The organism is Agromyces sp. NPDC058110 (genome assembly GCF_042884735.1).
Classification (GTDB): domain Bacteria; phylum Actinomycetota; class Actinomycetes; order Actinomycetales; family Microbacteriaceae; genus Agromyces.
In genome coordinates this window covers 108,328-130,700 of record NZ_JBHVTI010000008.1, presented here as the reverse complement: position 1 = coordinate 130,700, position 22,373 = coordinate 108,328, and the positions used below count along the sequence as shown (strand labels likewise).

Genomic DNA, 22,373 nt, shown 5'->3' with positions numbered 1-22,373 from the left:
CGCCGAACGCGGAGGCGTCAGTGACGCGGCTGGCGCGGCTCCTCGGCCGGCCGGTCGGCGAGCAGGTCGCGGATCTCGGAGAGCAGCGTGAGCTCGGTCTCGGGCTCGTCGGGGTCGGGCGCGCCGGCCTTGCGCTTCGCCTCGGCGCGGTCCTTCAGGGTGTTCATCGGCATGACGAACACGAAGTAGACGACGGCCGCGACGATGATGAAGGTGATGATCGAGCCGATCACGGCGCCGAACCTGACGTCGGAGGTGCCGCCGTCGAGGGTCGGGATGTGGAGCACCAGCGCCTCGTCGAGGCTGTCGGCGCGGAACACCGCGCTGATCAGCGGGTTGATCAGGTTGTTCACGATCGAGGTCACCACGGCAGTGAACGCCGTGCCGATGACGACCGCGACGGCCAGTTCGATCACGTTGCCCCGGAGGATGAATTCCTTGAAGCCCTTCAGCACGTTGCCCCCTGCTGGTTCGTCGGTCAGGTCTACGCCACGCTAGCCGAGGAGGACGACGAGGTCGAACCGCCGCTCGACGACGAGGAGCCTGAACCCGACGACGAACCCGAGGAACTGCCCGATGCCGCCGCGCCCGACGAACTCTTCGAGCCCGACCCGCTCGACCGGGAGTCGGTGCGGTAGAACCCCGACCCGTTGAACGTGACGCCGACCGCGCTGAAGAGCTTGCGCAGCGGGCCGCCGCACGACTCGCAGACCGTCAGGCTGTCGTCGGTGAAGGACTGCTGGATGTCGAAGGCGTTGCCGCACTCGGTGCAGCGGTACGAATAGGTGGGCATGAAGGTCTTTCGGCTCGAGGGGGTGCGACGCCGGTCAGAACGCGTGGATGCGAGTCGGGGTCACGACGCCGTTCACCGGCTGGTCGTGCACCTCTCGCGGAACCTCTTCGACGAACTCGCTGTCGAAGACCACGGCGTACACCGGAGGACATTTTCCCATCGAACCGAGGGTTTTGTCGAAATAACCCCGACCCCAGCCGAGGCGCATGCCCGTGCCGTCGATCGCGGCCGCGGGTACGATGATGAGGTCGACGTCGTTGATCGCCATCGGCCCGAGCAGTTCGCCGACCGCCTCGGGGGTGCCGTGCAGGCCGAGCCGCTCGTCGTCGGACTCGCCGACGGTCCAGTCGAGCAGGCCGTCTTCACGGGTCACCGGGAAGAGCACGCGGATGCCGTGGCCCTCCGCCCACTCGACGAACGGACGCGTGTCGGGCTCGGACGGCATCGAGAGGTAGCACGACACCGACGCGGCATCCGTCGACCCGACCAGCTCCTCGAGCCTGGCGGTGAAGCCCTCGGTCGCGAGCCGGCGCTCGTGCGCCGACATGTTCTGGCGGCGCTCGCGGAGTTCTGCGCGCAGAATGCGCTTCTGAACGGACGGATCGTCGGGCATGGCACTCATCCTAAGACGATGTTCAGCTTTCGTGACCGCGCCGAAACAGCCTTCCGGATACGCTGATTCGCATGACTGAACGCATCACCAAGGCTGTGATCCCGGCAGCGGGTCTCGGCACCCGATTCCTCCCCGCGACCAAGGCCATGCCGAAGGAGATGCTCCCGGTCGTCGACAAGCCCGCGATCCAGTACGTCGTCGAGGAGGCCGTCGCGGCGGGCCTCGACGACGTGCTCATGATCATCGGCCGCAACAAGAACGCCCTCGCGAACCACTTCGACCGCGTGACCGAGCTCGAGTACACCCTCGAGACCAAGGGCGACGACTCGAAGCTGTCGAAGGTCAAGGAGTCCAGCGACCTCGCCGACGTGCATTTCGTGCGCCAGGGCGACCCGAAGGGCCTCGGCCACGCGGTGCTGCGCGCGCGCAAGCACGTCGGGCACGAGTCGTTCGCGGTGCTGCTCGGCGACGACCTCATCGACGCGCGCGACCCGCTGCTCACCCGGATGCTCGAGGTGCACGCCGATCGCGGCGCCACCGTGGTCGCGCTCCTCGAGGTCGATCCCGACAGCATCCACCTCTACGGTGCGGCCGCCGTCGAGGCGACCGACGACGACGACGTCGTGCGCATCACCGGACTCGTCGAGAAGCCCGCGAAGGAGGTCGCCCCCTCGAACTACGCCGTGATCGGCCGCTACGTGCTGAAGCCCGACGTCTTCGACGTGCTGGAGCGCACCGAGCCCGGCAAGGGCGGCGAGATCCAGCTCACCGATGCGCTCATGGAGATGGCGGGCGACGTCGAGGGCACGGGCGGCGTCTACGGGGTCGTGTTCCGCGGCCGGCGCTACGACACCGGCGACAAGCTCGATTACATCAAGGCGGTCGTGCAGCTCGCGGCCGATCGCGACGACCTCGGACCCGAGCTCAAGCCCTGGCTGGCCGAGTACGTCGCCGGCCTCGGGCGCGACTGACGATGGCCGCCGCCGCGATCCCGACGCTCCGCGACGGCGAGCTCGTCGTGCGCCCCATCAGGGCCCGCGACGCCAAGCAGCTCGAACGCGTGCTGCTCGACAACCGCGCCTGGCTGCGCCGCTGGGAGGCCACGTATCCCGGCGGGGGCACGATCATCGACACGCGCGCCAGCATCCGCAACCTGCTCGCGCACGCGCGAGCGGGCCACGCGCTGCCGTTCCTGCTCGAGGTCGACGGCGAGATCGTCGGGCAGTTGAACGTCTCGTCGATCGCCTACGGCTCCCTGTCGTCGGCGTCGATCGGCTATTGGGTCGCGCAGGGCGCGGCCGGGCACGGCATCACGCCCACAGCCGTCGCGCTCGCCACCGACTACTGCTTCCAGGTGCTGCGGCTGCACCGCATCGAGATCTGCATCCGACCCGAGAACGGGCCCTCGCTGCGGGTCGTCGAGAAACTCGGCTTCCGCTACGAGGGCTTGCGCAGGCGCTTCATCCACATCGACGGCGGATGGCGCGACCACTTCTCGTTCGCGCTCGTGGCCGAGGAGGTCGCCGAAGGCGTGCTGCGGCGCTGGCGCGACGGTCGCGCGCCGATCGATGCCGCGCGCATCCCCGCCGAGGACCGCTCGGCCGCGGCGCACCCGCTTCGCGTAGCAGATCGTTGACACGCCCCGCAACGGGGGCGGCATCAGTCGGCGGTGACCTACGTTATTCGTATGGGTGTGATCGGCGGGGGTCTGCTCGTGGCAGTGGCCGCGGCATTGTGGATCGCGTACCTCATGCCCATCTGGCTGCGGAGGCGGCAGTACCTCGCGACCGAGCGCAACGCCGTGCGGCTGCAGCAGACCCTTCGCATCCTCGCCGAGACCGCCGAGACGCCGGAGCCCGTGCTGATCGAGGCCAATGCCCGGCAGGTCGCGCTGCAGCAGAAGGCGCTGCGCGAACAGGAGCGCACGGCGCGCCTCGAGGCGCAGACCACCGAACGCCTGGCGATCGCTGAGCGCAAGGCCGCCGAGATCGCCGCAGACGCGGCCGTCGCGGCCGCGGCCGAGGTCGTCGAGCACGCGCGCGAGGTCGCCCGACCCGCCGACGCGCCGATCGGCGCGTCGGCCACCGGGGCTCCGCGGCGCCGCGCGCTGCGTCGTCGGCGTGCCTTGTGCTCGCTGGCGATGCTGCTCGGCCTGCTGACCGCGGCGGGCGGGCTCGTCGGCCTCGCGTTCGGGGCCTCGTGGACCATCGCCCTCGGCGGCGGCGTCGTGGCCGCGATCGCCTTCGGCGGGCTCGTCGCACTCGCGCGCCGGCGCCCGTCGGCGCCCGTCGCGGCCCCGGTCGAGCGCCGGGCGGCCGAGCCGTTCGAGCCGGTCGAGCTGGCCGACGAGGCGCCCCTCCAGGAGGGCTGGACCCCGCGCCCGCTGCCGAAGCCCCTCACGCTCTCGCGCGGCACGATCGCCGCGACGGCGATGGCGTCGATCGAGGCCGCAGCCGAGCTGCAGCGCGTCGCGGCCGAGGCCGAGCGCGCCAAGCGCATCGACGAGATCGCGGCACCCGTGCCCACGATCGCGCCCGCCCCGCAGGCGCCGGCCGCGAGCACGCGCGTCGAGCAGCTCGAGCCGACGCGCGAGCCCGCGAGCCCGTACGCCGGCATGGGCGTGGTCGGCGAACCGCAGCGCCGCTTCGGCGATCTCGACGCCGTGCTGCAGCGCCGGCGCAAGGTCGGCTGAGTGCCGATCGGGCCGGGCCCGGGGTGGTCAAGACCACCCTTCGAGTGGTGATAGGCTCGTACTCGCTCGGGCCCATGGCGCAGTTGGTAGCGCGTCTCGTTCGCAATGAGAAGGTCGGGGGTTCGAATCCCCCTGGGTCCACCAGCAGCCAGAACGCCCCGGAGAAATCCGGGGCGTTCTGCATGTCCGGCCGCCGGAATTCCGCTCGGGCGTAGGCTGGCAGCGATGTCGCAGCCACCGCTCACCAGGTCGATTCCCGTCTCCGAGCAGCATCGGTGGCGCGCGTACTGGATCTGCGTCGGGGTCGCCGCGCTCACCATCCTCGACCTGTCGAAGGTCAACGTCGGACTGCCGTCGATCGAGGCGGCCTTCGACGCCTCGGCGACCCAGTTGCAGCTCATCGTCGCCGGGTACGTGCTCACGTTCGGCCTCACGCTCGTGCCCGCCGGTCGCATCGGCGACCAGCGCTCGCGCAAGACGCTGTTCGTCACCGGGCTCAGCCTCTTCCTCGTCACGAGCCTCGTCGCCGCGCTCGCGCCGAACATCACCGTGCTGCTCGTGGCACGACTGCTGCAGGGCGTCGCGGCCGGCATCCAGATGCCGCAGGTGCTCGGCATGGTGCAGGAGCTGTTCCGCGGCCCGGAGCGCGGCAAGGCGTTCGGCCTCTTCGGCGCGGTCATCGGCCTCGCGACGGCCTTCGGTCCGACGCTCGGCGGCCTGATGATCGCCATCGGCGGGCCGCAGGACGGATGGCGCGGCATCTTCCTGCTGAACGTCCCGCTCGTGATCGTCTTCCTCGTGCTCGCGATCTGGTTCCTCCCGGTCACCAGGCGCCCGTCGCCCGACCCGCTGTCGCTCGATCCGGTCGGGCTCGTGCTCTTCGCGGTGACCGTGCTCGCACTGATGTGGCCGTTCCTGTTCACGACCGGATCGCCCAGCGACAACCCGGCCAGGTGGTGGGTGCTCGTGGTGTTCGTGCTCGGGCTCATCGGGTTCCTGTCGTGGGAGCGGCGCTACGCGGCATCCGGTCGGCAACCGCTCGTGCCCCTCGCGCTGTTCGGGGTGACGTCGTTCCGCAACGGCATCTCGCTCGCGAGCGTGTACTTCGCCGCGATCCCGTCGATGTTCCTGCTCACGACGCTCTACCTCCAGGACGGCCTGGGGCTCGAGGCCGTGTTCGCCGGCATGGTGAGCATCGGCTTCGCGCTGGTGAGCGCGATCGCCTCATGGGTGGGCGGCAACCTCGTGAACCGCCTCGGGCGACCGCTGGTCGTGGCCGGGCTCGTGCTGCTGCTCATCGGCATCGGCCTGCTCGTGCTGCTCGCCATCACGACCCCGGCCGAGGTCACGCCGTGGGCGATGGCCGCCGCGATGGCGATCGCCGGTGCGGGCGGCGGACTCGTGGTCTCTCCGAACCAGACGCTGACCCTCATGGACATCCCGGTGAAGCAGGGCGGGCTCGCGGGGTCGGTCGGGCAGCTCGGCCAGCGCATCGGCACCGCGATCGGCACCGCGATCACCCTGTCGCTGTTCTACTCGACCATCTACCGCGAGTCCGACGGCAAGCCCGATCTCACCGTGTACCACCACGCGTACGGCTACGGCATGCTCGCCGTCGCGGTGCTCGTCGCGGTCGCGTTCGGCATCGGCGTCGCCGACCTCGGTGCGCGGCGACGGCAGCGGTCGACGGGCGACGAGGCCGCGGCTGCGGGGTAGCGGTCGCGCGCGGCTCAGCGGATCGCGAGCAGCCGCGCGCGTTCGGGCCGGTCGACGTGCTCGAGCGCGGCGCGCAGCGCGACCCGGGGCATGGCTGCGGCACGTGGCTCGACGAACGCGGTCAAGCGGTCGGGGTCGAGGTCGCCCGCCGTGCGCAGCACCCAGCCGAGCGCCTTCGCGACGTAGGGCTCCTGATCGGTCGCGAGCATGCCGGCGAGCTCGTAGGCGTCGTCGAGCTGGCCGCGCTTCAGGAACGCGAAGGTCGCCACGAGCGCGGTCCGGCGTTCGGGCCAGGCTCGGGATGCCGCGAGCGAACGCAGCGGCGCACGGTCGCGCTCGAGCAGCCAGCCGCCGACCACGTCGCGTGCGGCCAGGTCGACGAGGTCCCACTGGTCGATGCGGTCGTGACGTCGCAGGTACAGGTCGTAGAGCTCCAGCCGCCTCGGCTCCGTCGTGCGGCGATGCGCCGCCGACTTGCCCATGATGCTGCACGCGAGCGCGCGCACCTCGTGGGTCGGCCGCTCGAGCAGCGCCTCGAGCTCGGAGACGGGGAGGTCGAGGGCGGTCTTCGCGAGGTCGAACACCTGCCCCATGCGCACGCCGATGAACGGCGCCGACTCGTCGGGCGGGAAGAACCGGGTGTACTTCTGCCGTTCGGCGTCGGTCGCGAGCGACTCGAGCACGGCGACGAGCGCTGCGGCATCGTGCGGACCTGCGGTCTCGGACATCTCGCGCTCCCTCCCGCGCACGGCGTCAGCTTACGGCAGCGGGCTCCCGCACCTCGGGGGCGTCGGAGAACGCGAGCTTCGGCACGAACGCCAGCAGCACCACGGACACCGCCGCGGTGAGGCCGCAGACGATCCACACGGTGAGGTACCCCGAGAGCGACCCTGCGGTGCCCTCGGCGCCGGCGGAGCCCGAGCCGCCGATGACGTGGCTCGCGAGCGCGATGCCGAACACGCAGGAGGCGATGGCGCCGCCGACGGTCTTCACCGAGTTGGTGAGGCCGGTCGCCACGCCCGTCTGCGTCGGCGGGGCGGCCGCCGCCGCTGCGGCGGGCAGCGCGGCCACGAGCGCGCCGGAGCCGATGCCGGCGATGATCATGTTCGTGAGCGTCTGCGCGTAGGTGTCGTGCAGGGGGACGAACAGCAGGTAGCCGACCGCCACCAGCGAGGAGGCGAGCATGAGCGTGATGCGCGGCGTGAGCCGGCGCGCGATCGACGAGTACGACAGGGCGCCCGCGATCATCGCGATGAGGTAGACGCCGATGAGCAGAGAGGTCTGGAACCCCTGGGTGCCGAGCCCGTAGCCGTAGACCTCGGGATCGGTGCGCGCGAACGTCGAGAGGGGGGCCTGCGCGCCGAGCACGCTGACGCCGAACAGGCCGGCCGTGATGAAGACCGGGCGCAGCGAGGGCGAGGCGAACATGCGCACGTCGATGAGGGGATCGTCGTGGCGCAGCTCGAACCACGCGAACGCCGCGCCGATCGCGATGCCGAGCGCGATGAGGCCCCACGAGAGCGGGTCGTCGACGCCGTTGAGGCGGAGGAAGCTGAGTCCGCCCGTGACGGCCAGCAGCGCGAGCGAGACGAGCACGAGACCGACGACGTCGAGCCGGCCGCCCGTGAGCTCGGGGGACTCCTTCACGCCGAAGAGGATCACGAAGAAGCACGCCGTGACCGCGATGGCGGGGATCAGCAGCACGACAGTGAGCGGCAGCGCGTCGATGAGCGCGCCGCCCGCGAGGGCGCCGGAGATGGCGCCGATCTCGAGCGCGGCCACGAGCAGGCCGGCCGACTTCATGGTGAGCGACGCCGGGTGGCCCGCAGCGCGCGAGCGCGACCAGATGAGGGCCACCTCGAGGGGCAGCCACACCACGTAGAAGCCCTGCAGGGCCCACGCTGCGAGGAAGACGGGGAACGAGTCGGTGAACGGCAGCACGAACGACGCGGCCGCGGTGATGGCCGTCGACCAGACGAGCATGCGCTTGTGGCCCACCATGTCGCCGAGCTTGGCGAACGCGGGCACGACGAGGGCCGACAGCATGAGCTGCGTGCCCTCGAGCCAGTTCACGTCGGCGTCGTGGATGCCCAGGTTGCGCGCGATGTCGGTGAGCATGGGCGTGTAGAAGCCCTGCAGGATGCCGCTCGTGAACTCCACGAACGCGAGGAATCCGACGATCGCGGCCAGGGGGCCGAGGCTCAGGGCACGCGACATCGGGGCTCCTTCGGGTTGGGGGTGGATACACCCTAAGCCCTCGTGGGAGCGCTCCATCGCCAGGAGGGCGGGTCGATGGTCACGCTTCGGTCACACCTGTCCGGATGCCGCGGCGGCCCGCCGCGGCATCCGGAGCTCATGCGGCGGTCGAGCCGTCGAGCGAGACGATGAGCGCCCGGTGGAAGCGCTCGCCGCGCGCGAGGCTGTCGAACGTGACGGACTCGTCGACGCCGTGGATCGCGGCGCGCTGCGCAGCCGTCATGGCGAGCGGGGCGAACCGGAAGACCGAGGGCGAGAAGCGGTGGAACCAGCGCGAGTCGGTGGCGGCCATCACGAGGTACGGCGCGGTGACGGCCTCGGGGTACGAACCGGCCACGGCCGCCTCGATCGCGCGGAACGCCGGCGTGTCGACGGAGGACTCGGGCGACGGGTCGCTGCCGTCGAGCACCGTCACCGTCACGTGCCGGTCGCGGATGACCCGGCGCACCCTGGCCGCGGTGCCCTCGACGGTCTCGCCCGGCGCGATGCGCAGGTTCAACACGGCGGCCGCCTGCGACGGCAGCACGTTGTGCGCGGTGCCGCCCTCGAGCATGGTCGCCGCGACCGTGGTGTGCACGATGGCCGCCGGCTCGCCGCCGAGCTTCGCGAACACGCGGGCCGTGACCCACGGCATGGCGTTCAGCGCCTGGAGCAGCAGCCGCGGAGCGCCGGTCGTGTGCGGGGTGAAGCTCCGCAGCATCGCGCGGGCCGAGACGGGCACGCGTTTCGGGAACGGGTTCGGGTGCAGCCGGTGCACGGCGCGCGCGATGCGGTCGGTGGGCGTGTTGGCGGGCGGAGCGGAGGCATGGCCGCCCTTGCTCTCGGCCTCGAGGCGGAGCGACACGATGCCCTTCTCGCCGACGCCGACCATGGCGGAGGGCAGCTTCACGAACGGGAACGGCGCGTCGATGACCGCGCCGCCCTCGTCGAGCACGAGCCACGGCGTGATGCCGCGCGCCTGGAAGAGGTCGGCGATCGCCCGACCTGCGCTGCCGTGGTCCTCCTCGTTGCCGCCGAACGAGAGGAAGACGTCGCGAGCAGGGGTGAACCCGTCGGCGAGCAGGTTCTCGACGGCCTCGAGCAGCACGAGCATCGGGCCCTTGTCGTCGAGGGCACCGCGGCCCCAGACCGAGTCGTCGTGGATGCGGCCCTCGAAGGGCGGGAAGGTCCATCCGTCGGCCTCGACCGCCGGCACCACGTCGTAGTGGGCCATGAGCACCACCGGGTCGGCGTCGCTGGTGCCGCGCCAGTGGAAGAGCAGGCCGAGCTCGTGCGGCTGCTCGAACGCGAGGTGTTCGTGCACGAGCGGGTACAGCTCGGCCAGCAGGTCGCGGAACGCGTCGAAGTCGGCCATGCCGCGCTGCTCGAGCTCGGCCGACACGGTCGGCAGGGCGATCATGCGGGCGAGGCGTTCGGGCGCGCCGGCGCGGACGGTGGGTGCGGCCGTCACGGCCGCGGGCGATGCAGGGGAGTCGGGCATGCGAACAGCGTACGTCGCTCGTCGCGCGCGTCAGGCCGCGGCGCCGCTGATCGCGCGCGTCAGGCCGCGAGGTGCGCGGCGGGCGCCAGCAGCGCGGAGAGCTCGGCCGCGCTGAGTTCGCGCCCGAACGCCGGATGACCCGGCTCGAGCGCACGGCCGTTGGCGAGGGGGCCGCCGTCGACCGCGTCGAAGCCGAGGTCGTCGATGATGCCGGCGAGCACGTGGCGGGCGTCGGCGTCGTCGCCCACGACCGCGAGGGCGCGGCGCAGCGGCGACCCCGCGTCCATGCTGTCGTCCTCCATCTCGTGGTAGCCGAGGTGGTTCAGCGACTTCAGCACCCTGGCCTCGGGGTTGCGCGCCGCGTTGATCTCGCTGGTCGACCGCTCGTCGGCGTCGATCTCGGCGATGTGCCCGTCGACGGGCGGCCAGTAGTTCATGGCGTCGACCACGATGCGGTCGCCGAACTCGGCCCACGGCACGGTGCCCGCCTTGCCGAACGGCACGGCGACGATGATCACGTCGGCGCCGGCGACGAGTTCGGACGGGGTCGCGACGCGGGCTCCGGGGGCCACGACCGACACGAGCAGGTCGAGCGCGGTCTGGCGCGGCGAGCCGGCCAGCACGACCTCGTATCCGGATGCGACGAGCAGGCGGGCGAGGGCGGTGCCCACCTTGCCCGCTCCGAAGATGCCGATCGACGGCCGGTCTGCCACGTGCATGTCTCCATTCTCCCGCGCCGGCAGCCGGAGACCCCGAACTTCCATGCGCGCGCATGTGGTGCAACCGGTCGGGCGGATGCCGCATTCCCCGGCGAGGTGCGTCGAGACGCCGCCGCGCGGCATCCGCCCTCCGCATCGCGCGCGGCGGTCGTGGCCGGGCACGGCCTGCGCGCGCACGTCGGAGGGGAATAGCATCGGATGAGGCCCGGTTGTTCCATGCGAACGCATACGAACGGAGCGCACCAGCATGACCCACTACGAATTCGGCGTCGACACGTTCGGCGACGTGACCCTCGACGCCGACGGCGCGAAGCTGTCGCACGCGCAGGTGCTGCGCAACGTCGTCGAGGAGGGCGTGCTCGCCGACCGCCTCGGCCTCGACTTCTTCGGCGTCGGCGAGCACCACCGCCACGAGTTCGCCGTCTCGTCGCCCGAGGTCGTGCTCGCGGCGATCGCGGCGCGCACCGAGCGCATCCACCTCGGATCGGCCGTCACCGTGCTGAGCAGCGACGACCCCGTGCGCGTGTTCCAGCGCTTCGCGACGCTCGACGGGCTCTCGAACGGGCGTGCCGAGGTGATCCTCGGGCGCGGCTCCTTCATCGAGTCCTTCCCGCTCTTCGGCTACGACCTCGCGCAGTACCAGGAGCTCTTCGACGAGAAGCTCGAGCTCTTCGCCGCCCTGCTGCCCCAGGAGCCAGTCACGTGGAGCGGCAAGCTGCGGCCCGCGCTCGCCGATCAGCTCGTGTACCCGCCCGTCGAGCACGGTCGGCTCAAGACGTGGATCGGCGTGGGCGGCAGCCCCGAGTCCGTCGTGCGCGCCGCCCACTACGGTCTGCCGCTCGTGCTCGCCATCATCGGCGGCAGTGCCGCGCGGTTCGCGCCCCTCGCCGATCTCTACCGTCGCGCGCTCGAGCAGTTCGGGCACGAGCCGCAGCCCGTCGCGATCCACTCGCCCGGCTTCATCGCCGATTCGCGCGCGGAGGCGCTCGACACCCTCTGGCCGCACTACGAGGCCATGATGAACACGATCGGCGCCGAACGGGGCTGGGGTCCGACCACGCGCGGGCACTTCGAGAGCGAGGCCGTGCACGGCGCGCTGTACGCGGGGGAGCCCGAGGTCGTCGCGCACCGCATCGCCGACGCCTTGCGGGTCACCGGTGCCACGCGCTTCGACCTGAAGGTCTCGAACGGCGGGCTCTCGCACGAGGCGATCATGGGCAGCATCGAGCGCTACGCGACCCTGGTGGTGCCGCGCGTGCGCGAGCTGCTCGCGGCCGACGTCGACGTCGACGCGGAACTCGCCGAGGCCCGCGAGCTCGCGGCGCGCGATCGGGCGGATGCCGCGGCCGAACGCACCTCCTCGGCCGACTGACCGGCGGCGCGGGCCCTGCCGCGAGTCGGTCGGGCCGCGGGTCAAGCGGCCGCGCGCCCCGCTGCGGCCGCCGACCGCGCGGCACGGCGCTTGACCGCGGCCCGGAACCACGCGGCATCCGGAACGCGTGCGAGGAACGTGCCGGCGAAGATCGTGATGAGCACGTAGGCGGTCGCGAGCGGGGCGAGCTCGGGCGCCGCACCCGACGCGACCGCGATGCCCGCGATGACGATCGAGAACTCGCCGCGCGGAGCCAGCGCGAAGCCCGCGCGCCACTGGCCGAGCGTGCCCACGCCGGCGCGCCGCGCCGCGTACGCCCCAGTGACGACCTTCGTGGCGATCGTCACGATCGCGAGCAGGAACGCCGGGAGCAGCATCGACCAGAGCGCCGAGGAGTCGGACGTGATGCCGAAGAAGACGAAGAACGTGGCCGCGAACAGGTCGCGGAGCGGCGTCAGCACGCGGCTCGCGTTCGCCGCCACCCGGCCCGAGAGCGCGATGCCGACGAGGAACGCGCCCACCGCGGACGACACGCTCACCTGGGCCGCGAGCCCGGCGACGAGCATGGTGAGGCCGAGCACGCCGAGCAGCAGCGGCTCGTACTCGTCGGCCGGGAACAGGCGCGATATAAGGTGCCCGTGCCGGAGCGCCACGAACAGGATCACGCTCGCGACGCCGACCGCGATCGCGACGCCGATCGCGCCCTGGAGGATGCTCGCGCCCACCGCGAGCGCCGAGAGGATCGGCAGGTAGAACGCCATCGCCAGGTCTTCGATGACGAGCACCCCGAGCACCGCCGGCGTCTCGCGGTTCGAGAGGCGGCCGAGATCGCGCAGGATCGTCGCGACCACGCCCGACGACGAGACCCACGTGACCCCCGCGAGCGCGACGGCCGCGAGCGGGCCCCAGCCCATCATGAGCGCGACGAGCGCGCCCGGGATCGCGTTCATGAGCCCGTCGACGATGCCCGCCGCGCGCGCCGACTTCAGGCTGTCGAACAGCTCGGAGGCCGTGTACTCGAGCCCCAGCAGGGCGAGGAGCAGGATGATGCCGATCTCGGAGCCGGCCTCGAGGAACTCGGCGCTCGCGTCGAGCGGGATCAGCCCGCCCTCGCCGAACGCCAGCCCGATGATCAGGTAGAACGGGATCGGCGACATGCCGATGCGCAGCGCGAGGCGCCCCGCGAGGCTCATGACGAGCAGGAGCGCGCCGACTTCGATCAGCAGCAGCGTGGTGTCGTGCATCGGCGGCGCCCGGCGATCAGTCGGGGCCGTTGGCGAGCAGCCTGGCTACTCCGTCGAGTCCTTCGCGTGTTCCGACGGCGACGATGACGTCTCCGGCGCGCAGATGATCGGCCGGGGTCGGGGAGGGGATGATCGATCCGTCGCGCACGATCGCCACGATCGACGCGTGCGTGCGCGTGCGCGCCTTCGTGTCGCCCAGCGTGCGGTTCAGGAAGGGCGAGTCGGTCGGCAGCATGATCTGCTCGGTGTAGAGCCCGGCGGTCTCGTCGCTGAGACTCGTGAGCCGGCTCAACATGACCGAGGCGCCGAGCACGTCGGCCAGGGCCGCGGCTTCGTCGTCGCTCAGCTGGATGGAGTCGCGGCACTCGTCGGGGTCGTCGCGGTCGAAGACGCCGAGGTCGCGCTCGCCGTCGCGGTGCGAGACGACGCTGATGCGACGGCCGCTCTCGGTGACGAGGTCGTGACGGAAGCCGATGCCCGGCAGGTCGACCTTCTCGATACGGATACCCACAGCGGATATCGTAACCCCGCTGAGGGGGCGGCCGTCCGGTTCGACGCGCGTCGGCCGGCAGCACCGTGCGTCCGCCCGCAGCGCGCGGCCTCAGCCCGTGACGACCGTGCGCATCTCGAGCACGGGGGTTCCGGCGTCGTCGACGAGCTCGAACGAGACCCCGGCCTCGCCGAGCTCGGCCAGCGAGCCCGCATGCGTGCCCCCGCAGGGGATCCGCGCCTCGCCGTCGGGCAGCTCGGCCACCCACGAGCGACGGTCGGTCAGCCCGTCGCCGTCGCGGTCGATGCGCACGGGCGAACCGGAGGCGATCCACCATGCGACCGTCGAGGTGACGGTCTGCGCCAGCGTCGCGAGGCCGTCGCCCTCGCCTCCGGCCTCGTCGAGCAGGCTCGCCACGTCGAACCCCGCCCGGCGCAGCGACTTGTTCAGCCGGTACCGGTCGACCGATCCGTTGGGCTCGATGCGGCTCGTCGCGATCGCGATGCCGTCGAAGTCGGGGCGCTCGAGGGCGTCGGTGCGCGCCGGCTTCGACCAGCGCGACTCGAGTGCCGCGTTCAGGGCGAGGGATGCCGCATGGCAGGCCGTGTGGCCGAGGGAGAGCGCACGTCGTGCGTCGCCGTCGGCCGTGATGACGACCTCGTCGCCCTCGGCGGGCGCCGGGGCGGACGCGTCGGCGTCGACGAGGTGCGCCACGAGGAACGCCCACCCCTCGGTGCCCTTGCGCACGGGGAGGTCGGCGCCGACGAAGAGCGCGTCGCCGTCGGTCGCGGCCACCACGGCGTCGCGGATCGGCAGGCCGGCGCCGCGCACCTCGAGGGTGCCGGAGTCGGCGGGCTGGTCGGGCCAGGCCGCGTCGACCGGGTGGAAGCTCGTCGCATCGGTGATGACCGCGAGCCGGCCGTCTGCCAGCGGCTCGACGTGGAGCACGACGGCCTGCTGCACGAGGTCGCCAAACGGGTAGGAGACGCGCGTGTCGTGCGAGGGCAGCGTCATCGGGCGGCGCTCAGGCCTTGTCGCTGCGGCCGAGGAGGCTCATCGGGATCGCCATCGCGAGCGAGATGCAGAGGATGCCCGCGAAGAACACGATCGCCTCGAACCCGACGATGTGCGTCGCGTTGCCCATGAGCCACATGCCGAACACGAACACGCCCATGGCGATGATGAACAGAACGGCGCTCACGACGACCCCCTTGACGAATGCGCGGCGCGGCACCGCACTCCGGCCAGTCTATCGAGCGGATGCCGCGCCCCGCCCGCACTCATTCGGGAATCGGCCCCAGCCAGGTGTTCGCCACGGTCGCGTGGGCCGACTCGTCGTCGGACGGGTGGAAGATGCCGGCGAGCACGTCGCGGTAGAGCCGGCCGATCTCGGATCCGGCGAAGTAGCTCGAGCCTCCCGAGACGCGCACGGCCTGGTCGACGACCTGCTTCGCGGTCTCGGTCGCGCGGATCTTGACGCCCACGAGCTTCGCGAACCACTTCGAGCCGTGGTCGACGAGTCCGTCGAGGTCGCGGGCGACCGCCAGCAGTTGCGGCTCGAGCGCGTCCTGCGCGAGCGCGGCGTCGGCGATGCGCCACCGGATGTCGGGGTCGTGCGCGTACGGCGCGCCGTCGCGCTTCATCGAGGTGCGCCGGTGGGCGGCCGCCACGGCCAGGTCGAGGGCTCTCGCGCCGATGCCCGCGTAGACCGATGCGAGCAGCAGTTCGAAGCTCGCGAAGATGCCGAACACCAGCGGATCGGCGTTGGGGCCGGGGTCGAGGCGGCGCACGATGCGGTCGGGCGCCGCGTACGCGCCGTCGAGCACGGTGGTGCGGCTCTGGCTGGCGCGCATGCCGAGCGTGTTCCAGTCGTCGAGCACCTTCACGTCTGGGTCTTCGCGGTCGATGAAGCCGTACACGAGCTTGGGCGCATCGGCCGACGCCGAGTCGAGCCCCATGGTGCCGAGGCGGGTCCACGCGGGGGAGAGCGACGTGAAGATCTTCCGGCCGGTGTAGCGGTACCCGCCGTCGGCCTGGAGGTCGGCCTCGGTGCGCGAGCCGAACAGCATGAGGTCGTTGCCGGCCTCGCTGATGCCGAACCCGAACACCTCGCCCGCGCCGGCCTCGCGCTGCAGGAACTCCAGCGTGTCGTCGCCCCGGTCGGCGAGGATCTTCGCGACCGCGGTCCACACGAGGTGCATGTTCACGGCGAGCGCGGTGGCCGGCGCTGCGCCCGCCAGGCGCATCTGCCCGCGCACGGCGTCGTCGAGCCCCCAGCCGAGCCCGCCGAGCTCGGCGGGCACGAGGGCCCGCAGGTAGCCGATCTGCTGCAGTTCGGCGAGATCTTCGTCGAAGAACGCGTTCTCGCGGTCGTAGCGTGCCGCGCGTTCGCGGAAGCGTTCGAGCAGGTCGTCGTCGAGCAGGGTCTCTGGGCCGTCTGGCGTCGTCGCGGTCACGTCGTCAGACTACGCCCGCGGGGCACCGCGATCATCGCGACGACGAGCGAGGCGAGCAGCCACGGGAGCAGCACGCCGACGACCACGCCCACCCAGCCGAGGAAGAACAGCAGCGCGTTCCATCCGGCGACGAGTCCGCCCCAGAAGCCCTCGGGCGCAGGCTCGGGTGCGACGACGACGGGCACCGTCGTGAGGCCGACGGTCAGGGTCGAGTAGGCGATGCGGTCGTCGAGCCCGTCGCGCTGCTGCACGAGCCCGTCGAGTTCGGCCTGGCGGGTCGTGAGCTCGGACTCGACGGCCATGAGGTCGCCGATGTCCTTCGCCTCGGCGAGCAGTGCGGTCATGCGCCCGATCGAGGTCTCGAGGGCGCCGATTCGGGCGTCGAGGTCGTCGTGCTGCTGCGAGACGTCGGTCGCGTCCATCGACACCGACGTCACGTCGCCGAGGTCGCGCAGCTCGTCGAGAGCGCCGTCGAGTCGGTCGGCCGGGATGCGCAGCACCAGCGAGGCGGAGGCCGATTCGGGGTGATCGGCGGCGCCGGGGTTCTCGGTGCGCTGGTCGACGCGCCCGCCCGCCTGCTGTGCGATGCGCACGGCCTCGGCCGCAGCGTCGACGGGGTCGTCGACGGTGATGCGCACGTCGCCCGTCGTGACCACGCTGCGGTCGGCGTCGGCGGCGCTCGCGGCGGCGTCCGACCCCGCCTCGGCCTCATCGCCCGCTTCGAGCGTGACCGCGCCGTCGAGCGCCACGGCGCCGTCGAGCGAGTCGGCGCCGGCGGGCGCATCCATCGGCGCCTGCTCCGACGTCGATCCGCCGCTCGCGGAGCACCCGGCGAGGAGGGCGATCAGCAGGGCCGCGCCGGCTCCGGCGACGGACCAGGCGGCGCCTCGCGATCGTCGCCTGCCGTGCGGATGCCGGTGCTCGCCGACGCTCGGCTCGGGCTGTTCGTGATGCTCGACTTCGGGGCGGTTGCTGCGCTGCGAGGCTCTCATGGGCACACCGTAGCGCCGCGCGCGAACCCGCTGTCTGGGCGCCGACTGGGAGTGCGATCACGATCGCATTGCGCTTCGCTGGGAGTCGTCGAACGGCCCCAACGAACCGGAGTCGCCGCTCGTTCGCGCTCAGTCGAGGTCGGGGTCGCGGCCCGTGCGTTCGCCCGTCTCGAGGGAGGCGATCGCCGCGAGGTCGGCGTCGTCGAGCTCGAAGTCGAACACGTCGAGGTTCTCGCGCAGGCGGGCGGGCGACGAGGCCTTCGGGATCGCGATCACGCCCTGCTGCACGTGCCAGCGCAGCACGACCTGGGCGGGCGAGCGCCCGTGCTTCGCGGCCAGCTCGGCGAGCGTCGGGTCGTCGAGCACGCGTCCGCGGGCGAGCGGCGACCAGGCCTCGACGCGGATGCCGCGCGCGGCGTGGTCGGCGCGGAGCTCGCGCTGGGGCAGCCACGGGTGCAGCTCCACCTGGTTGACGACCGGCGCGACCCCGGTCTCGTCGACGATGCGGTCGACGTGGTGCACGTGGAAGTTCGAGACGCCGATCGAGCGCACCCGTCCGTCAGCCTGCAGCCGCACGAGTGCGCGCCAGGTGTCGACGTACCGGTCGGTCGACGGCACGGGCCAGTGGATGAGGTACAGGTCGAGCGCCTCGATGCCGAACCTGGCCATCGACGCGTCGAACGCACGCAGCGTCGCGTCGTAGCCGTTGTCGTCCTTCCAGACCTTGCTGGTGACGAAGAGCTCGTCGCGCGCGACATCCGTCTGCCGGACGGCTTCGCCGACCTCGGCCTCGTTCGCGTAGAACGCGGCCGTGTCGAGGTGCCGGTAGCCCGCGTCGATCGCGGCGATCGCGAGGCCCGTGGCGTCGGCCGCGGGCACCTTGTAGAGGCCGAAGCCGAGCTGCGGGATGCGCGCGCCGTCGGCGAGGCCGAGGCGCGGGGCATGGGGGAGCGGGCCCTTCGGCAGGGGTGCGTCGGTCATGGGGGAGCTCCGATCAGCTCGGTTGCAGGGGAACGGGTTCGGTGTCGGGGATCGGGCTCGCATCGCGTCCGCGCAGGTCGGGGTGCCAGCGGCGCCCGAACGTCGGCACGAGCACGCCGACGAGCGCGAACCCGGCGGCGATCCAGAACGCGCCCTGCGCGCCGTAGCCGTCGATGAAGAAGCCCGCGAGCGCCGAGCCGAGCGCGGCGCCGATGAGCTGGCCGGTGCCGACCCAGCCGTAGGCCTCCGCCGTGTCGGAGAACTTGACGCTCGACGACACGATCGAGAACAGCACGGCGAGGGCCGGTGCGATGCCGATGCCGGCGATGAACAGCGTGGCCGAGAGCCACCAGAAGTCCATGACGAAGGCCGCGAGCGCCATGCCGGCGAACACGATGAACATGCGTCGCGCGGTCGCCCACGGCCCGATCGGGATGTGGCCGAACAGCAGGCCGCCCGCGAGGGAGCCCACCGAGAAGATCGCGAGCACGAGCCCGGCCTCCGGGCCGCCGTGCCCGAAGACCGCGACGACGCCCGCCTCGACCGCCGCGCACGCGCCGATGAGGAGGAAGCCCACGATCGTGGCGAGCATGACGGGCGGGCGCAGCAGCACCTTGCCGAAGGCGCGCTTCGACCTCGGGATGCGCACGCGCCCGAGCTCGGGCGAGCTGATGAACCACGCGCCGCCGCCGACCATGAGCACGGCCGCGAGCAGGATCGCCCAGATGGTGCCGATCTGCGTCGCGACGAGCGTCGTGATGACGGGGCCGACGACCCAGATGATCTCCTGCGCGGAGGCGTCGAGCGAGAACAGCGGGGTGAGCTGGCGCGAGTTCACCATCTTCGGGTAGATGGTGCGCACGGCGGGCTGCACGGGCGGCGTCGCGAGTCCGGTGACGAACCCGACGGTCATGTACAGCGGGATCGTGAGCGGCAGCACGCCGATCGCGATGATGCCCGCGACGCACACGATCGTCGTGCCGATGAGCACCGGGCGCATGCCGAGGCGTCCCATGAGCCGGCTCGTGAGCGGACCGGCGATGGCCTGGCCGATCGAGGTCGCCGCGAGCACGAGGCCGGCCGCGCCGTAGGAGCCCGTCACCTGCTCGATGTGCAGCAGGAACGCGAGCGAGAGCATGCCCGACGGGAAGCGCGCGGTGAGCTGGGCGGCGATGATGCGTGCGACGCCCCGTGTTTTCAGGAGATCGGAGTAGCTGGCCACGGTGGTTCCACTCTATCGACGGGCGCCTCGTCGGCCGCGCTTGACCCTCCGTCTCGAATTCTCGCAATACGGAATTCAACATTCATCCTGCGAAAAAGTCTTGACGCTCGCCGAACGCGATGGTACTTCTTGATGACCTCCCCACGGGGCGGAACCTGGATCAGCAGACAGGTCGACACTGAGCTGGCCCCCGCTGCGGGCCGCACTCGGTTCCGCACCGCGCACCAGGATCGGAGACCCATCGCATGACCGCCGCCACGACCGTCTGGCTGAAGAACCCGCTCGGCATCCACACCGGCGCCGAGGCGGATGCGGCCGGCGGCATCGTCGTGCGGGGAGCCGAGATCGTGGAACTGGTCGCGCGAGGGGGAACGCCCGAGCATGCGATCGACGAGACCTTCGACGCCTCGCGGCACGTCGTGATCCCGGGCCTCATCAACACGCACCACCACTTCTACCAGACGCTCACCCGGGCCTGGACGCCCGTCGTCAGCGCCGAGCTGTTCCCCTGGCTCCAGGGCCTCTACGGCGTCTGGGCCGGGCTCACGCCCCGCGACCTCGAACTGGCCACCACGGCGGCGCTCGCCGAACTCCTGCTCTCGGGGTGCACGACCGCGGCCGACCACCACTACCTCTTCCCGAGCGGACTCGAGGCCGGTATCGACGTGCAGGTCGACGTCGTCAGGCGGCTCGGCATGCGCGCGACCCTCACCCGCGGGTCGATGTCGCTCGGGCAGGCCGACGGCGGACTGCCGCCGCAGAGCACCGTGCAGGACGCCGACACCATCCTCGCCGACAGCGAGCGCCTGGTCGGCGCCTACCACGAGCGCGGCGACGGCGCCTTCGTGCAGATAGGGCTCGCGCCGTGCTCGCCGTTCTCGGTCACCACCGAGGTCATGCGCGAGACCGCCGAGCTCGCCGAACGCCTCGACGTGCGACTGCACACCCACCTCGCCGAGACGCTCGACGAGGAGGACTTCTGCCGCGAGCGGTTCGGACTGCGCACCGTCGACTACCTCGAGAGCGTCGGCTGGCTCGGCGACCGCACCTGGCTCGCGCACGGCATCCACTTCGACGACGACGAGATCGGGCGGCTCGGTGCCGCCGGCACGTCCGTCGCCCATTGCGCGACCTCGAACATGCGGCTCGCCTCGGGCATCGCGCGTGCGGTCGAACTCGAGGAGCGCGGCGTGCACGTCGGCCTCGGCGTCGACGGATCCGCGTCGAACGACGGATCCAACATGATCCAGGAGGTGCGGCAGGCGCTCTACCTGCAGCGCCTGCGCTACGGCGCCGCAAGCGTCACCCCGGAGCGCGCGCTCGGCTGGGCCACGGCCGGATCCGCGCGGGCGCTCGGCCGCCCGGACCTCGGGGTGCTCGCACCCGGCCGCCAGGCCGATCTCGCCATGTTCACGCTCGACGACCTCCGGTTCTCGGGCAGCCACGACCCCGTCGCCGCGCTCCTGCTGTGCGGCGCCGAACGGGCCGACCGCGTCATGGTCGGCGGCACCTGGCGTGTCGTCGACGGGGCGATCGTCGGCCTCGACCTCGAGCAGCTCATCGCCCACCACAGCGAGGCCGCCAGGCAACTGCTCGCCCGCCACGGCTGACCCGCGCCTCCGCGCTGGCCCGCCCCGACACCGAACACGCCACACCGAACACCGAACGCGCCACACCGAACACGCCACCGAACACCGAACACCGAACACGCAACACCGACACCGGACGACAGCCCCGAGCGCTTCCGAACACCAGCCCCGAACGGATCCATCACACACGGCCGCACCAGCGGCCCGAACGACGAAGAGGTCGAGATGAAGAGAACCGCGCGCACCACCACCGATGCACCCGCACGCCCCGAGGACGAACGCCTGCCGATCGGCATGACGTTCGCCTACGGGCTCCAGCACGTGCTCACGATGTACGGCGGGATCATCGCCCCGCCGCTCATCATCGGCTCCGCCGCCGGGCTCGGACAGGCCGAGATCGGCGTGCTGATCACCGCCTGCCTCTTCGTGGGCGGACTCGCCACGATCCTGCAGACCGTCGGGGTCAAGTGGTTCGGTTCGCAGCTGCCGCTCGTGCAGGGCGTCTCGTTCTCGGGCGTGGCCACGATGGGCGCGATCGTCACGAGCGGCGGTGGGCTGCCGGCCGTGTTCGGGTCGGTCATCGTCGCGTCGCTCATCGGCCTGCTCATCGCACCGGTCTTCGCCACGATCATCCGGTTCTTCCCGCCGGTCGTAACCGGGTCGGTGATCACGACCATCGGGCTGACCCTCATCCCGGTCGCGGCCATGTGGGCCCAGGGCGGCAACCCGACGGCCGACGACTACGGCTCGCCGGCGTACCTCGGACTGGCCGGACTGACGTTCCTGATCGTGCTCGCGCTCAGCAAGATCGGCGTCGGGGCGGTCTCGCGGCTCTCGATCCTGCTCGCCATCGTGATCGGCACCGTCGTCGCCGCCTTCATCGGCATCGCCGACTTCAGCGGCGTCGGCGACGGCCCGATCTTCGCCCTGCCGACCCCGTTCGCATTCGGGGTGCCGACGTTCGAGATCGCGGCGATCATCTCGATGCTCATCGTCATCCTCGTCACGCTCACCGAGACCACGGCCGACATCCTCGCCGTCGGCGAGATCATCGGCACGAAGGTCGACTCGAAGCGCATCGCAGCGGGCCTCCGCGCCGACATGGTGTCGAGTGCGATCTCGCCGATCTTCGGGTCGTTCACCCAGAGCGCCTTCGCGCAGAACGTCGGCCTCGTCGCGATCACGGGCGTCAAGAGCCGCTTCGTCGTCACGGCCGGCGGCGTGGTGCTCGTCGTGCTCGGCCTGCTGCCCGTGCTCGGACGCGTGGTCGCGGCCGTGCCGCCGCCCGTGCTCGGCGGCGCGGGCATCGTGCTCTTCGGCAGCGTGGCCGCCAGCGGCATCCGCACCCTCGCGAAGGTCGACTACCGCGGCAACATGAACCTCGTCATCGTGGCCTCCGCGATCGGGATCGGCATGCTGCCCATCGCGGCGCCCGGCATCTACCACGGCATGCCCGAGTGGTTCCGCATCATCTTCGACTCCGGCATCAGCTCGGCCGCCGTCGTCGCGATCCTGCTCAACCTGCTCTTCAACCACCTGACGTTCGGCACGCCGAAGCGCCCCTCGGTGTTCTCGGCGGCGCCGACGCGCAGCATCCGCATCGACCAGCTCGACGCCCTCGAGGAGGGCGACGCGTACGTCGGCGGCAAGCTCGTCGACGCGCACGGCAACGAGGTCGCGGTCGAGCGCAGCGACCACTGACCGGAGCGACGGTCGTCGGCGACCGCTGACGACTGCGATCGCAGGCGGATCCGACCG

Annotated in this window: 22 protein-coding genes and 1 tRNA gene; 8 read left to right on the top strand and 15 right to left on the bottom strand. The window is 71.7% G+C overall.

All coding sequences use genetic code 11. From position 1 onward, the window contains the following. Positions 1-17: 17 nt before the first annotated feature. Genes mscL through ACFVS8_RS18840 form a run of 3 tightly spaced genes read right to left on the bottom strand, consistent with a single transcriptional unit; the run spans position 18 to position 1,406 of the window. Positions 18-455: a large conductance mechanosensitive channel protein MscL gene (gene mscL / locus ACFVS8_RS18850; protein WP_387065901.1), complete on the bottom strand. Its 438-nt coding sequence runs from the start codon at positions 453-455 to the stop codon at positions 18-20. Between the two features lie 29 nt (positions 456-484). Further along, positions 485-793 carry an FmdB family zinc ribbon protein gene (locus ACFVS8_RS18845; protein WP_387065898.1) on the bottom strand — a complete coding sequence of 103 codons (309 nt, stop codon included), beginning with the start codon at positions 791-793 and terminating at the stop codon, positions 485-487. A gap of 34 nt (positions 794-827) precedes the next feature. Then, entirely contained in the window at positions 828-1,406 is a 579-nt protein-coding gene (locus ACFVS8_RS18840; protein WP_387065895.1) for a 5-formyltetrahydrofolate cyclo-ligase, read from the bottom strand. Between the two features lie 71 nt (positions 1,407-1,477). Here ACFVS8_RS18840 and galU point away from each other — a divergent pair, with 71 nt between their 5' ends. The 5 genes from galU (at position 1,478) to ACFVS8_RS18815 (ending at position 5,814) form a co-directional block, all read left to right on the top strand. Then, positions 1,478-2,377: a UTP--glucose-1-phosphate uridylyltransferase GalU gene (gene galU, locus ACFVS8_RS18835; RefSeq protein ID WP_387065893.1), complete on the top strand. Its 900-nt coding sequence runs from the start codon at positions 1,478-1,480 to the stop codon at positions 2,375-2,377. A 2-nt stretch (positions 2,378-2,379) separates the two neighbouring features. Continuing rightward, positions 2,380-3,042 (top strand): GNAT family N-acetyltransferase, encoded by a 663-nt coding sequence (locus ACFVS8_RS18830; RefSeq protein ID WP_387065890.1) that lies wholly within the window; start codon positions 2,380-2,382, stop codon positions 3,040-3,042. A gap of 51 nt (positions 3,043-3,093) precedes the next feature. Further along, positions 3,094-4,098: a hypothetical protein gene (locus ACFVS8_RS18825; RefSeq protein ID WP_387065887.1), complete on the top strand. Its 1,005-nt coding sequence runs from the start codon at positions 3,094-3,096 to the stop codon at positions 4,096-4,098. A 68-nt stretch (positions 4,099-4,166) separates the two neighbouring features. After that, a tRNA-Ala gene (locus ACFVS8_RS18820) sits at positions 4,167-4,242 on the top strand. 81 nt (positions 4,243-4,323) lie between these two features. After that, entirely contained in the window at positions 4,324-5,814 is a 1,491-nt protein-coding gene (locus ACFVS8_RS18815; RefSeq protein ID WP_387065884.1) for an MFS transporter, read from the top strand. A 14-nt stretch (positions 5,815-5,828) separates the two neighbouring features. On the opposite strand, the gene ACFVS8_RS18810 is transcribed toward ACFVS8_RS18815, so the two are convergent. From ACFVS8_RS18810 to ACFVS8_RS18795, 4 genes are all read right to left on the bottom strand, one after another. Then, positions 5,829-6,542 carry a DNA alkylation repair protein gene (locus ACFVS8_RS18810; RefSeq protein ID WP_387065881.1) on the bottom strand — a complete coding sequence of 238 codons (714 nt, stop codon included), beginning with the start codon at positions 6,540-6,542 and terminating at the stop codon, positions 5,829-5,831. 25 nt (positions 6,543-6,567) lie between these two features. Beyond that, positions 6,568-8,031, bottom strand: a complete 1,464-nt coding sequence (locus ACFVS8_RS18805; RefSeq protein ID WP_387065879.1) for an MFS transporter — start codon at positions 8,029-8,031, stop codon at positions 6,568-6,570. Positions 8,032-8,167: 136 nt separating this feature from the next. Continuing rightward, positions 8,168-9,550 carry a M20/M25/M40 family metallo-hydrolase gene (locus ACFVS8_RS18800; protein WP_387065876.1) on the bottom strand — a complete coding sequence of 461 codons (1,383 nt, stop codon included), beginning with the start codon at positions 9,548-9,550 and terminating at the stop codon, positions 8,168-8,170. 59 nt (positions 9,551-9,609) lie between these two features. Continuing rightward, positions 9,610-10,269: an NADPH-dependent F420 reductase gene (locus ACFVS8_RS18795; RefSeq protein ID WP_387065873.1), complete on the bottom strand. Its 660-nt coding sequence runs from the start codon at positions 10,267-10,269 to the stop codon at positions 9,610-9,612. Between the two features lie 247 nt (positions 10,270-10,516). Here ACFVS8_RS18795 and ACFVS8_RS18790 point away from each other — a divergent pair, with 247 nt between their 5' ends. Beyond that, entirely contained in the window at positions 10,517-11,641 is a 1,125-nt protein-coding gene (locus tag ACFVS8_RS18790; protein WP_387065871.1) for an LLM class flavin-dependent oxidoreductase, read from the top strand. Positions 11,642-11,682: 41 nt separating this feature from the next. Here the strand turns inward: ACFVS8_RS18790 and ACFVS8_RS18785 are convergent, their stop codons facing one another. The 8 genes from ACFVS8_RS18785 to ACFVS8_RS18750 form a co-directional block, all read right to left on the bottom strand. Then, complete coding sequence (locus tag ACFVS8_RS18785; RefSeq protein ID WP_387065868.1) at positions 11,683-12,885, bottom strand: cation:proton antiporter; 1,203 nt, start codon at positions 12,883-12,885, stop codon at positions 11,683-11,685. Positions 12,886-12,901: 16 nt separating this feature from the next. Further along, positions 12,902-13,396: a cation:proton antiporter regulatory subunit gene (locus ACFVS8_RS18780; protein ID WP_387065865.1), complete on the bottom strand. Its 495-nt coding sequence runs from the start codon at positions 13,394-13,396 to the stop codon at positions 12,902-12,904. A 90-nt stretch (positions 13,397-13,486) separates the two neighbouring features. After that, positions 13,487-14,389 carry a metal-dependent hydrolase gene (locus ACFVS8_RS18775; RefSeq protein WP_387065862.1) on the bottom strand — a complete coding sequence of 301 codons (903 nt, stop codon included), beginning with the start codon at positions 14,387-14,389 and terminating at the stop codon, positions 13,487-13,489. 10 nt (positions 14,390-14,399) lie between these two features. Beyond that, complete coding sequence (locus tag ACFVS8_RS18770) at positions 14,400-14,576, bottom strand: hypothetical protein (protein WP_387065860.1); 177 nt, start codon at positions 14,574-14,576, stop codon at positions 14,400-14,402. 79 nt (positions 14,577-14,655) lie between these two features. Next, positions 14,656-15,831, bottom strand: coding sequence for an acyl-CoA dehydrogenase family protein (locus tag ACFVS8_RS18765; RefSeq protein WP_387065858.1), 1,176 nt, complete (start codon positions 15,829-15,831; stop codon positions 14,656-14,658). Next, on the bottom strand, positions 15,828-16,823 hold the full coding sequence (locus ACFVS8_RS18760; protein ID WP_387065855.1) for a DUF4349 domain-containing protein: 996 nt from the start codon (positions 16,821-16,823) through the stop codon (positions 15,828-15,830). Before ACFVS8_RS18760 ends, ACFVS8_RS18765 begins: the two co-directional genes overlap by 4 nt. A gap of 129 nt (positions 16,824-16,952) precedes the next feature. Further along, a complete protein-coding gene (locus ACFVS8_RS18755; RefSeq protein WP_387065852.1) occupies positions 16,953-17,804 on the bottom strand; it encodes an aldo/keto reductase in 852 nt (283 codons plus the stop codon). A gap of 13 nt (positions 17,805-17,817) precedes the next feature. Continuing rightward, on the bottom strand, positions 17,818-19,026 hold the full coding sequence (locus tag ACFVS8_RS18750; protein ID WP_387065849.1) for an MFS transporter: 1,209 nt from the start codon (positions 19,024-19,026) through the stop codon (positions 17,818-17,820). A 245-nt stretch (positions 19,027-19,271) separates the two neighbouring features. Here ACFVS8_RS18750 and ACFVS8_RS18745 point away from each other — a divergent pair, with 245 nt between their 5' ends. Together ACFVS8_RS18745 and ACFVS8_RS18740 are read left to right on the top strand one after the other, a co-directional pair. Further along, complete coding sequence (locus tag ACFVS8_RS18745) at positions 19,272-20,636, top strand: 8-oxoguanine deaminase (RefSeq protein WP_387065846.1); 1,365 nt, start codon at positions 19,272-19,274, stop codon at positions 20,634-20,636. Between the two features lie 204 nt (positions 20,637-20,840). Beyond that, positions 20,841-22,316, top strand: a complete 1,476-nt coding sequence (locus tag ACFVS8_RS18740; RefSeq protein ID WP_387065844.1) for a nucleobase:cation symporter-2 family protein — start codon at positions 20,841-20,843, stop codon at positions 22,314-22,316. Positions 22,317-22,373 lie beyond the last annotated feature (57 nt).

Coding starts and splice junctions, on each gene's coding strand:
- ACFVS8_RS18790 (WP_387065871.1), top strand. CDS start 10,517: ATGACCCACTACGAATTCGGCGTCGACACGTTCGGCGACGTGACCCTC.
- ACFVS8_RS18810 (WP_387065881.1), bottom strand. CDS start 6,542: ATGTCCGAGACCGCAGGTCCGCACGATGCCGCAGCGCTCGTCGCCGTG.
- galU (WP_387065893.1), top strand. CDS start 1,478: ATGACTGAACGCATCACCAAGGCTGTGATCCCGGCAGCGGGTCTCGGC.
- ACFVS8_RS18845 (WP_387065898.1), bottom strand. CDS start 793: ATGCCCACCTATTCGTACCGCTGCACCGAGTGCGGCAACGCCTTCGAC.
- ACFVS8_RS18755 (WP_387065852.1), bottom strand. CDS start 17,804: ATGACCGACGCACCCCTGCCGAAGGGCCCGCTCCCCCATGCCCCGCGC.
- ACFVS8_RS18785 (WP_387065868.1), bottom strand. CDS start 12,885: ATGCACGACACCACGCTGCTGCTGATCGAAGTCGGCGCGCTCCTGCTC.
- ACFVS8_RS18760 (WP_387065855.1), bottom strand. CDS start 16,823: ATGAGAGCCTCGCAGCGCAGCAACCGCCCCGAAGTCGAGCATCACGAA.
- ACFVS8_RS18840 (WP_387065895.1), bottom strand. CDS start 1,406: ATGCCCGACGATCCGTCCGTTCAGAAGCGCATTCTGCGCGCAGAACTC.
- ACFVS8_RS18795 (WP_387065873.1), bottom strand. CDS start 10,269: ATGCACGTGGCAGACCGGCCGTCGATCGGCATCTTCGGAGCGGGCAAG.
- ACFVS8_RS18745 (WP_387065846.1), top strand. CDS start 19,272: ATGACCGCCGCCACGACCGTCTGGCTGAAGAACCCGCTCGGCATCCAC.
- ACFVS8_RS18805 (WP_387065879.1), bottom strand. CDS start 8,031: ATGTCGCGTGCCCTGAGCCTCGGCCCCCTGGCCGCGATCGTCGGATTC.
- ACFVS8_RS18800 (WP_387065876.1), bottom strand. CDS start 9,550: ATGCCCGACTCCCCTGCATCGCCCGCGGCCGTGACGGCCGCACCCACC.
- ACFVS8_RS18740 (WP_387065844.1), top strand. CDS start 20,841: ATGAAGAGAACCGCGCGCACCACCACCGATGCACCCGCACGCCCCGAG.
- ACFVS8_RS18825 (WP_387065887.1), top strand. CDS start 3,094: ATGGGTGTGATCGGCGGGGGTCTGCTCGTGGCAGTGGCCGCGGCATTG.
- ACFVS8_RS18815 (WP_387065884.1), top strand. CDS start 4,324: ATGTCGCAGCCACCGCTCACCAGGTCGATTCCCGTCTCCGAGCAGCAT.
- ACFVS8_RS18830 (WP_387065890.1), top strand. CDS start 2,380: ATGGCCGCCGCCGCGATCCCGACGCTCCGCGACGGCGAGCTCGTCGTG.
- ACFVS8_RS18775 (WP_387065862.1), bottom strand. CDS start 14,389: ATGACGCTGCCCTCGCACGACACGCGCGTCTCCTACCCGTTTGGCGAC.